This is a genomic window from Methylobacterium sp. WL18, assembly GCF_008040015.1.
Taxonomy (GTDB): Bacteria; Pseudomonadota; Alphaproteobacteria; order Rhizobiales; family Beijerinckiaceae; genus Methylobacterium; species Methylobacterium mesophilicum.
In genome coordinates, this window is sequence record NZ_VRVD01000120.1 from 1 (window position 1) to 9,847 (window position 9,847).

The 9,847-nt window shown below is 65.6% G+C and carries 10 protein-coding genes and 1 pseudogene; 2 read left to right on the forward strand and 9 right to left on the reverse strand.

What is annotated here, in order from left to right:
* From FV228_RS11560 to FV228_RS11570, 3 genes are all read right to left on the reverse strand, one after another.
* The coding region (locus tag FV228_RS11560; RefSeq protein ID WP_147854757.1) for a transposase at positions 1–244 on the reverse strand (244 nt) is incomplete at its 3' end.
* Between the two features lie 58 nt (positions 245–302).
* Complete coding sequence (locus FV228_RS11565; RefSeq protein WP_147854758.1) at positions 303–494, reverse strand: hypothetical protein; 192 nt, start codon at positions 492–494, stop codon at positions 303–305.
* Positions 495–525: 31 nt separating this feature from the next.
* Positions 526–1,137, reverse strand: a complete 612-nt coding sequence (locus FV228_RS11570) for a heme-binding protein (RefSeq protein WP_147854759.1) — start codon at positions 1,135–1,137, stop codon at positions 526–528.
* Positions 1,138–2,268: 1,131 nt separating this feature from the next.
* On the opposite strand from FV228_RS11570, the gene FV228_RS11575 reads away from it, so the two are divergent.
* Both FV228_RS11575 and FV228_RS11580 read left to right on the forward strand, forming a co-directional pair.
* Entirely contained in the window at positions 2,269–2,904 is a 636-nt protein-coding gene (locus tag FV228_RS11575) for an NAD(P)H-binding protein (protein WP_147854760.1), read from the forward strand.
* Between the two features lie 140 nt (positions 2,905–3,044).
* Positions 3,045–4,225 (forward strand): annotated as a pseudogene (locus tag FV228_RS11580) (IS3 family transposase).
* A gap of 409 nt (positions 4,226–4,634) precedes the next feature.
* Here the strand turns inward: FV228_RS11580 and FV228_RS11585 are convergent.
* The 6 genes from FV228_RS11585 to FV228_RS11610 form a co-directional block, all read right to left on the reverse strand.
* A complete protein-coding gene (locus FV228_RS11585; protein WP_246693888.1) occupies positions 4,635–6,395 on the reverse strand; it encodes a LysM peptidoglycan-binding domain-containing protein in 1,761 nt (586 codons plus the stop codon).
* A gap of 155 nt (positions 6,396–6,550) precedes the next feature.
* On the reverse strand, positions 6,551–6,826 hold the full coding sequence (locus tag FV228_RS11590) for a hypothetical protein (protein ID WP_147854761.1): 276 nt from the start codon (positions 6,824–6,826) through the stop codon (positions 6,551–6,553).
* A 75-nt stretch (positions 6,827–6,901) separates the two neighbouring features.
* A complete protein-coding gene (locus tag FV228_RS11595) occupies positions 6,902–8,035 on the reverse strand; it encodes a chromosome partitioning protein ParA (protein WP_147854762.1) in 1,134 nt (377 codons plus the stop codon).
* 104 nt (positions 8,036–8,139) lie between these two features.
* Positions 8,140–8,640 (reverse strand): YidB family protein, encoded by a 501-nt coding sequence (locus FV228_RS11600; RefSeq protein ID WP_147854763.1) that lies wholly within the window; start codon positions 8,638–8,640, stop codon positions 8,140–8,142.
* Between the two features lie 118 nt (positions 8,641–8,758).
* On the reverse strand, positions 8,759–9,532 hold the full coding sequence (gene aqpZ, locus FV228_RS11605) for an aquaporin Z (protein ID WP_147854764.1): 774 nt from the start codon (positions 9,530–9,532) through the stop codon (positions 8,759–8,761).
* A 142-nt stretch (positions 9,533–9,674) separates the two neighbouring features.
* Positions 9,675–9,847 (reverse strand): BA14K family protein (locus tag FV228_RS11610; RefSeq protein WP_147854765.1); only part of this gene is annotated, 173 nt, incomplete at its 5' end.

Genomic DNA, 9,847 nt, shown 5'->3' on the forward strand with positions numbered 1-9,847 from the left:
CCGCCAGAGATAAATCGGCTACCAGGCGACGAAGCCGGGCGTTCTCGCGCTCCAGATCCTTCATCTTCTTGGCCTGATCGACCTTCAGGCCGCCGTACTCCTTACGCCAGCGATAATAGCTCTGCTCGGAGATTTCCGCCTCTCTGCATGCAGGGGCCAAACTCTTGCCCTGAGCTGTCTGCACCTCGATCTGGCGCAGCTTGAGCACCGCCTGCTCCGCGTTCGTCTTCTGACCTCGCCGCATGTCCGACTCTTCCGGTCCTGGCTGATCCTCTCAATCAGCCCGGTCCAAAGCCAGCCGGTCAGGTCACCGGATGGCCGTCCGCGCGCCTGTGCCAGAGGAGATGGAAATCGAGCGGGGCGAGCGGGACCGGCACGGGTCGGACCGTGAGCTTCCCGTCCAGACCCGATCCGACGACGACGCCGTTCGTCAGGGTCGCGACGAGGTCTGTTCCGGCCACGAGCGCCGGAGCGGCGTACATCTGCGGAAACACGACACCGAGCCGTCGCTCCAGGTAGCGCAACTCAAGACGAGGGGGATTTCAGTCGTACCGCGACCTCGTTCCGGCGCAGGAATGGCACCGAGAACGGCGGATCGTAGCCCATGAAGACGGGTTGATCCGCTGGATTTCTTCCGGCGGCTTCCACCACCATCGTCAAGGTACGGGCTTGCTCGTCCCTCGCCGCGGGCGATGCGGTGCCGGAAAAGCGCAGGACGGCCAACCGTTCCGGCGGGATGCGAACCAGTCTCACACCGCGTTCGGTCGGCTCCGGCGCACCGGATTCGACGACCGCCTTCGGCAGGTAGAACCGCATCGTTCCCCGGGCGCCCTGCTCGACCGGGACCGTCATCGCGATCAGGCGGCCTTCGCTCTCGACGGGCGTCGTCATGGCGATCCGCTGACCACCACCATTCGCTCCGGTTATGTACCGGAACAGCCGACCGAACGCCTGTCCGTCCTGCTGTCCGCTGGCATCCGTCTCGACGGCAACGCGTCCGTCGTAGGCCCGGACTTCGACCCCACGGTCGAGCCGCTCGACGACCGCGTAGCGCGGCTCTTCATAGGTCCCGCGGATGCCCACGACCGACAGCGCGGACTCAAGCAGCGTCACGAAGTAGTAGAGGAATTTGTCCATCGTCGAGGCATCCGTCGGTCGTGGGTTTTACGCACGGAGTCTGCGGTCGTCTGCGTTCAGGTGTACAACGCCCGGCATGTCAGACATCTGCTTGTGCGGTTTTGCCTCAAGCCCCGCCTGCGTCGCGATCGAGCTTGGCGACCTAATTCAGTTTGCGTGGGCGTTGATTTCGGGCGCGCGAGTTTGCTCATAGCAAGCTTCTGGCACAAACCGCCTCCGAACACACCGCAAGGCTATGATCCTATTTTCGGCAGTTCGGGGCAATCACGATGAACCGCATCCTTGCTGGTGTACTGTTTTCCATTCTATTGGCGGTTCCTGCCTCAGCACTCGATGCCGGGGATCGTATGAAATCCTGGGCTGCAGCGACACCGACAGATAAAGACAATCTCTTGCGCACAATGGAGGCAGCGAACGCAGGCGCCGCATCCCGGAACAGTGTGCGTTCTTGCCTCGATGATACGTCTACATTGTCAGGCCACTCAGATCTACTGATCTCGGAAGTGTTCAAGGCATGCTACGAACAAGCGGAGCGGGACAACATATAGTCACGTAGGCTCATTGCCTAATCTGTCCTCCGAAGCGTGAGGTTGCTTCAAAAAACACGATTGAGGGAAGACCGAGCCATAGGCCGAGTTGATCCGTTCGATTTCGAGGACGCGCGAGTTCCTTGTACACCTCTCGCAGCCATGCGCTCGCACCGGCTTCCGGTCGAGGGAACGGATCGAACCGCTGCAGATGTTGCCCAAGACCCCGGCGACCCGAGGCTTTGTCGACGCGGAGTTCGCCTGACCACCGATGGACCGACCGTTGTCGAGACCCCCCATATCCCGCAGTCCGAAAGCCTTGCGTCTCTGCAGGCCCATCTGTCCTCATGCGAAGCATGGGACCTGCCGGGCCTGATCGAGCTGTGAGGACCTGACCACCGGTGCCGCGGGCACGACCATTGTCGTGTCGATTACCGCGTTGGGCGCACGCGAATCGTCTTCGACGCCCACTGCCATCCCGACGAGGGTTCGGGCTTCCAGTCCGACGCGGTCAACTGTGCCCAGATTGGTCGGTCAAGGGGCCGCATGGCGCGTCGGCGGCTGATAGGATCTTGTCGCGCGACCCACCACCCAGGAAGCGACCATGGCCCATGTCCTCGTCATCGGCGCCAGCAAAGGCATCGGCCTGGAAACCGTGAAGTTGTCCCTCGCGGCCGGACACCGCGTGCGGGCCTTCGCACGTTCGGCCACGGCCATGACCCTGTCAGGTGCTGGCCTGGAACGCTTTCCCGGGGATGCCTTGAACGCCGGTGACGTCGCCTCGGCGCTCGACGACATCGACGTCGTCGTCCAGGCGCTTGGGGTGCCGACGAAGAACCTGCTCGGGCCGGTGACATTGTTCTCCGACGCGACCAACATGCTGGTGCCGGCCATGGAGAAGGTTGGGGTCCGGCGCCTGCTGGCAGTTACCGGCTTCGGCACCGGCGACAGCCGCGACGCGATTGGACTTCTGCAACGCGTGCCGTTCCGCCTCGTCTTCGGACGCGCATACGACGACAAGGACGCCCAGGAGATGCGTATCCGCAAGAGCGGCCTGGAATGGACGTTCGTTCGGCCAGGGGTTCTTACCCCCGGATCGACGACTGGCCGCTACAAGGTTCTCACCGAGCCCTCGTCGTGGCGGAACGGCCTCATCTCACGGGCCGACGTCGCGCACTTCATCGTCGGACAGATCGACCGGCCGGCCTACGAGCGGAAGGCCGTCGTCCTGATCAGATGATCGATCTCGGCCTGATTTTGGCATCGCGAAATTCATAGCCCTTAGCGGTTGCCGATACGCATTAACGTCGGAGTTGATCGTCCCCCATTGAACTGGTCCGCCCTGAAGTATGGCTTTTGAGTCGACAGAGGACGGAACCGATGGCCCAACGACCCAAGCCCGAGGAGATCGTGAGCAAGCTGCGTCAGGTCGACGTGCTGGTCTCACAAGGACAAAGCGTCGCCGCTTCGATTAGGGCGATCGGCGTGACCGAAGTGACCGACTATCGCTGGCGCAAGGAGTACGGCAGTCTAAAGTCAGATCAAATCAAGCGGATGAAGGATCTTGAGACGGAGAACCAGCGTCTCAGGAGAGCGATTGCCGATCTGACGTTGGACAAGCTGATCCTTCAGGAGGCGTCCCGGGGAAACTTCTGAGCTCCGCGCGCCGACGCGCCTGTGTCGAGCACATCATGCTGACGATGGTCGTCTTTGAGCGCCGCGCCTGCCGGGCGCTCGGTCAGCATCGCTCGACACAGCGCAATGCGCCGCGGGGCCGCGACGACGAGGAGGCGCTGACGGCTGATCTCATCGCGCTGGCGGAGCGGTACGGTCGCTACGGCTACCGAAAGATCAGCGCGTTGCTGAAGGCGGCGGGTTGGTTCGTCAACGACAAGCGCGTCGAGCGGATCTGGCGGCGCGAGGGCCTGAAGGTCCCGGCCAAGCAGCCCAAGCGAGGGCGGATCTGGGACAACGACGGCTCCTGCATCCGCCTTCGCCCGGAATACCGCGATCACGTGTGGTCGTATGACTTTGTCGAGGCGCGCACGCACGATGGACGCAAAATCCGGATGCTCAACGTGATCGATGAGTTCACGCATGAATGCTTGGCGATCCAGGTCGCCCGCAAGCTCGAGGCGGTCGATGTGATCGACGTGCTCTCGGATCTGTTCGTCCTGCGTGGCGTACCGGGCCATATCCGTTCGGACAACGGGCCGGAGTTCGTCGCGAAGGCTGTACAAGCTTGGATCACCGGCGTCGGCAGTAAAACCGCCTACATCACTCCGGGTTAACCGTGGGAGAATGGCTACGTTGAAAGCTTCAACGCGCGGCTTCGCGATGAACTTCTCAACGGCGAGATCTTCTACACACTCAATGAGGCGCAGATCGTCATCGAAAGTTGGAGATGTCACTACAATACCGTGCGCCCCCACGCCTCACTGGGATACCGGCCGCCGGCACCGGAAGTGTTCAGGTCAGCCTTCTCCGCTTGGCCGGACGCGCTCGCCCGACCCGCTCCGCCAGTCAAGCTACCCGTGGTGGAGCGGCCTACCGCGCACTAACTTGAACCTTGGACCACCCTGTGGGGGCCGATCATGCGGATGCGCCCGTTTTTCCCTGTGCTTGACCGGCTCGAACTTTGCCAACCTGAAAACATAGTCGAGATAGACGGCATGATACGCATGGACGCCTCCGGCTTAAGCTGAAGGACGAGAAACATCTTTGCGACGATACCGTTCCTACACCATCCCGTTAGCGTAAGAACTAAAGACCACCAGGTTCGAACAGGACCTATTTCAGCATGCTACCGACCGAGGTCGATCGTAGCGGGAACCTCCCGGCCATCGGCGTCCTCATGAACTCGCCAGCATGCTCGTCGATTGCAGGACGACGACGACGAGCATGAAGACGGCCGCGGCGGCGAGGACATAGGTCACGGTCTTGGTGAATTTGGTCATGATTTGCTTTTCCTTAACCGCGTTTTCCGTCTAGACTTGCATCGATGGGGTCTTCGGCCGGCAGCACGAAGACCTGGCCAGGATAGATCAGGTCAGGGTCCCGAATCTGGTCATGGTTGGCGTCGTAGATCGCCGTGTAGCGGTCGCCCTCGCCGTAGGTCCGCCGGCTGATCGCCCAGAGACTGTCGCCGCGCTCGATCCGCGCGGTCCTCACTTCCCGTACGTAGACGGCGCCCGGGGCGGCCTCGGGCCTGAGCGGATCGCTCATCGTATCCGGTGATGGCTTGGTCGCAGACGTGCTGGCTATGGAATCCCGAGGGCCATCAGACGCGCCTGCGTTCTCGCCTTGTCGCCCGACCGCCGCCGAGGATGCGTTCGACGCCACCTTCCCGGCGCCGTTCCCGCCGGGTGATGCCTCGGGCGGTGCCGGGATCGAACGGTCCGGCCCCGCGATCCGGGCGTCATGAGGAACCGAGAAGGGTACCTCCACACGACTGAAGACCTTCCCCGAGGCGGCATCGACCTGATCGAGCCGGACCTTGTAGTCCCCCGGCTTGACGCCTCGGCCGATGGTGAAGCTGACGATGCCGTCCCGACCGACCGTGGCGGGGGCGATCAGGGTATCGTTGAGGTAAAGCCGCACGGTCGCACCGGCTGGAGCCTTGCCGCTGACGTACAGCCGGCCGCCTTCCTGCGCATCGATGCTGACGACCTTGGTGGGGGCCTCCGCCGATCCCGTCACGACGGCCCGCTCAGGTGGCGGGGCCTGATACGCCTCCGAGGAACGGGACGCGATCCCGTTGGAGGCGGCTCGATCCGATACCATTGCGTCGGGGCCGACGCCCGCTCCGGTCCGGCTAGACCGGACCGCATCGTCGGCGCCGATGGCGTTCGAGGCGCCATCGCTCGGAGCAACTTCGCCGGACCGTTGCCGGGTCGGGGATGCGGTGTCCGCCGTCGTCCGTCGAGTGGACACGGCCTCGGGAACGGAGCGGATCATCGTCCGTGACGAACCCGGTTGCGACAACACCACGGTCGCTTTGTCGGGCGATGTCAGGGCAACCAACGGCTCGGCATCGTGCGATGGCGCGACCGCCACCGCAACGCTGTCCCGCGATTGGCGAACGATGCCCTTCTCATCGGTCGCCCGAAGGCCGACTTCGCTGTTGCCGGCCGGAAGGGCCGGCGGGACGATAGCGAAGTGGCCGTTCACATCGGCGACGGTCCTGGCGGTTGGTTTGCCGTCGACCAAAAGTTCCACGGCGCCGTTCGGCGTCGTCCGCCCCGCGACGACGAGTTCCCCATTCGGCTCGACGCGGACGGTATCAAAGGACGGGGCACCCGGGTCAGTGGCACCGGGAGCCATCGCCACGCCAGGTTCGCCCGGCGGCCGCTTAATCACCGGCCCATCCGGAGCGACCGCTTCCAAGGGATTTCCTGTGCTGGCGTCGACTTCCGGCCGCGATAGGGCCGCCACCGGTCGCCCGCCTTCGCCGTTCGAGGACGGAAGCAGGGACCCGAGCCGCCAAAGAACGCCATCACCGCCAACCAAGGCCAGCATCAGCCCGCCCCCAACGAGGAGGGCAAAGAGCGCGATGACAGCCCCGCGGCGTCGCACCGGAGGCGCAGGTTGCCTGGCGGGTACCGGGGCGAGCGGCGTCGCCCCCCCGCGGGAACCGCCACGTCCGCGGAACATGGCGGCGAGCAATCCCACGACGACAAGAAGGATTGCAGGGAACACCCGGAGGAAGGCGCGGTTCAGGCGGGTCAGCATAGTGTTCTCGTCTCCCATGCCGCCGTGATCACCGTCCGGGGCTCCCGGTCATCGGGCATTCGTTCGGTCGGAGCGGATGCCCTGGAACACGCCCTCGGGCCGGGGCACAGCGACCCCTGGTTTTCCGAGACACCCGCTTTCGTTGTCGGGGACGGTTAGTCGTCGGTTTCGCTGGACGATCCGGCACGGGACCGCTCGTAGGCGTCGATGGCCTGCGAGCATCCCGGCGAAAGATTCTGGCGATTGCGCTTGAAGCAGGCCTTCACCTCCGGCCCGCCCGGCTTCATGCCGGCGCACAGGCGAAGGTAATCACCTCCGCAGTTCGCCCTCATGGCCTCCATCTCGGGACCCTCCTGTGCCACGGATGGCCGTGACGCGACCGGGGCGCCCGCAAGGGCGATTGCCGTCAGGGCGAGGATACGGATGTTCATCGAGCAGTCTTTTCGTGCAGGAGGGCCGGACGGGTGACCCACGCGGGTGTTTGCCCACGGAGGGCCGACGGTGTCTCAGCGAGCCGGCTGGCTCGGCGAAGCGGCGGGCGGGTTTGCGAGTTGCTGACGGACCTCGGAAAGCTTCGCCTGGGCCATGCTCAGGTCCTGGCGGGCCGCAGCCAGCCGCTCGTCGAGGGTCCCGGCCTCCTTGTTGCGGGTCGCCAGGGTCTCGGTCAGCGTGGCAAGCTCTCCTTGCGCGTCGGCCTGGCGCTTCCGTAGGCTGTCGAGGGCGGCCGTACCGGCATCGCGGTCGGCGGACAGCTTCTGCAACGCCTGCTCAGCCTGACCCCGCTCGGACACGACGCGGTCGCGCTGGGCCTGAGCCTCGGCGAGTTCCTTGCGGACGTTCGCGAGGGCGTCGCGGGCCTGCTGGGCGTCGCGGTTCGCCTGCTCGATCTCTGAGGTGAGCTTGTCCTTGTTGGCAGTCAGGGCGGTGATGGCCTGATCCGTGTCCGTGCGCTGCTTCGTGGCCTGATCCGTCGCGGTCCGGGCGTCGGCCAGTTGCTTTTGGGCGGCGGCGGCGGCCTCGCGGGCGTTCTGCTGGAGCTCCTCGGCCTTGGCGAGGTCGGCGGTCTTGGCGGTCGCCTCCTGGGTCATGGTCGCGAGATCGGCGCGGAGCTTGGCCTCCTGCACCCGGGCGTCCTCAAGGCGACGTCCGACCTCGGCGAGATCCTGGGTGCGGTCGACGGCGGCCTTCTCGGCGGTGGTGATGGCCTCGCGCAGCGGGGCCAGCTTTCCCTCGGCCTGGGAGACCTGGGACTGCAGATCGGTGAGCTTCTTCGACTCGGCCTCGGCCGTCTTCTTCGCCTCGGCCGCCTTGGCCTCGGCGGCCTGCTGCTCCTGGGTCAGGGTCGCGGCGCGGGACTTCGCCTCCTCGGCGGCCTTGCTTGCCTGCTGGTCCTGCTGCTGGGCGGTGGCGATCTTGGCCTGGAGCGCGGTCAAGGTGCCGGCTGTCGAGATCTGCCGGTCCAGGTCGGTGCGGAGGGCCGCCTGCTGGGTCTGCAGGTCCTCGATACGATGGTCCCGGGCGCTGCGCTGACGCGCGCCGGCGATGGAGCCGACGATGAGCCAGACCAGCAGCACGGCCGCCACGACCGCGAGGCTGAAGGGCAAGGGGCGTCTGAGTTCGGAGCGGTAGTCGATGGCCATGGGGGTCTCGCAAGCTCGGGGAAAGGCGGTGGATCGAACCCCGGCGCGGCGTCGCCCGGCGTCGTGTGCGGCCGGCGCCCTGGGGCACCGGCCGCATCGTGGGGTCAGGCCGGCGAGCGGCCGTCTGTTGCGTAGCGGTCAATGGCCGAGGGCAGCTCACGCGACAGGCGGGACAGGAGCGCGCCGCGGCTCAGGCCGGTCTGCTGGGTGAGGTGGTCGAGGGTATCCGGGCCAATGGCGCGTTCGAGGTCGGCCTCGGGGATGGCGCGGTTGGCGCCCTGGTTGACCCAAGAGTTGGCCGTCTCGCCATGGCCGCCCTTGGTAAAGTGGTCGACGAGCTCGCTCAGTCCACTGGCGATCAGGCCACCGACGCCAGCCGTGCCGAGGCCGCCGAGCAGGCTGCCGAGATTGCCGATACCGCCCGTGGAGCCGGTGTTGGAAGCGGTGTTCGGGATCGGCGGGACGGTGCCGTGGTTCTGGCTTAACGAGGGGCTCGACGATGTGTCGTGGCCCTTCAGGAGTTCGGCGAGCTTGTCGCGGTTCTGGTAGCCGGCCACGGCCAGCAGGCCCAGCAGCGCGGTCATCGAGGGGTAGCCCTTGCTCATCGGTATTCCTTGTCGGTTGGGAGGGTCGGACGGGTGTCCACCCGCGGGGGCTCGGCCGCCGTTCCGGCAACCGTGATCCGACCTGGCACCAGGTCAGGTAGGTGTGGGGAAAGGGCTGTTAGAACTCGATCGGCTTGATGCCGGCCTTCTCCATCCGCTGTTCGGTCTCGCCCGCCAGCGCCTGCAGGCCCTGCCGCTCGGGCATCTGGAGCACCGGGTCGAGGGCGCGCATCGAGGCATAAAGGCCGGCGGCGGCTGCACCGCCGAGCAGGGGCGCGACGACGAACAGCCATACTTGCTGGATCGCCGCCCACCCTGCGAACAGGGCCGGGCCGATGCTGCGTGCCGGGTTGACCGAGGTGTTGGTCACCGGGATCGACACGAGGTGGATCACCACGAGCACGATGCCGATGGCGACGCCCGCAAACCCCACCGGAGCCTTGAGGTTGGTCGAGCCCAGGATGGTCAGGACCAGCAAGGTCGTCAGGACGAACTCGGCGATGAAGGCCGCGGCCAAATTGTAGTGCTCAGGCGAGCGCAGGTCGTAGCCGTTCGAGGCAAATCCGGTGGCGATGGCGTCGAAGCCCGGCCGCCCCTGCGCGATCAGGTACAGGATGTAGGAAGCCGCGATGGCGCCGAGAACCTGAGCCGCGATATAGGCCGGCAGCCGGGCGGCATCGAACTTACGGCTCAAGGTCAGGCCGAGCGTAACGGCCGGATTCAGATGGCAGCCTGAGATCGGTCCGACCGCGTAGATCATCGCCAGCAGCACGAAGCCGAAGGATAGCGACACACCAACATATCCGATGTGATCTGCCGCGAGCACCGCGCTGCCGCAGCCGCAGAAGACCAGGACGAAGGTGCCGAAGAATTCGGCGAGATACGGGCGCATGGACGTTCAGCTTTCGGATCGAGGTCGGGGATGTCTGCGGGGTGTCGGCAACACGAGACACCCACGGATCCTCGAGTCGTCCGGAAGCTATGCCGTCCTGGCACCGGGCCCGCTGCCGTGGCGGGCCCGGGGGTTCGAATGGTTACGGGCAGGCGTGACGGTCGCCATCGTTGCCGAGGTACGTGCCACTTGACGCGTCGTAGGACCGGAAACGACGGGCGCAGTATGCCACTGCCTCCGGGCCCGGGCCGCCCTGCACGACTACCGGCGCGGGCCGCGCCTGCGAGTTGGCGATGGCGCCGCCGATGATGGCAC

Bases quoted from the DNA above. Each gene is read 5' to 3' on its own strand.
- FV228_RS11585 (WP_246693888.1), bottom strand. From the start codon at position 6,395: ATGCTGACCCGCCTGAACCGCGCCTTCCTCCGGGTGTTCCCTGCAATC.
- aqpZ (WP_147854764.1), bottom strand. From the start codon at position 9,532: ATGCGCCCGTATCTCGCCGAATTCTTCGGCACCTTCGTCCTGGTCTTC.
- FV228_RS11600 (WP_147854763.1), bottom strand. From the start codon at position 8,640: ATGAGCAAGGGCTACCCCTCGATGACCGCGCTGCTGGGCCTGCTGGCC.
- FV228_RS11570 (WP_147854759.1), bottom strand. From the start codon at position 1,137: ATGGACAAATTCCTCTACTACTTCGTGACGCTGCTTGAGTCCGCGCTG.
- FV228_RS11575 (WP_147854760.1), top strand. From the start codon at position 2,269: ATGGCCCATGTCCTCGTCATCGGCGCCAGCAAAGGCATCGGCCTGGAA.
- FV228_RS11595 (WP_147854762.1), bottom strand. From the start codon at position 8,035: ATGGCCATCGACTACCGCTCCGAACTCAGACGCCCCTTGCCCTTCAGC.
- FV228_RS11590 (WP_147854761.1), bottom strand. From the start codon at position 6,826: ATGAACATCCGTATCCTCGCCCTGACGGCAATCGCCCTTGCGGGCGCC.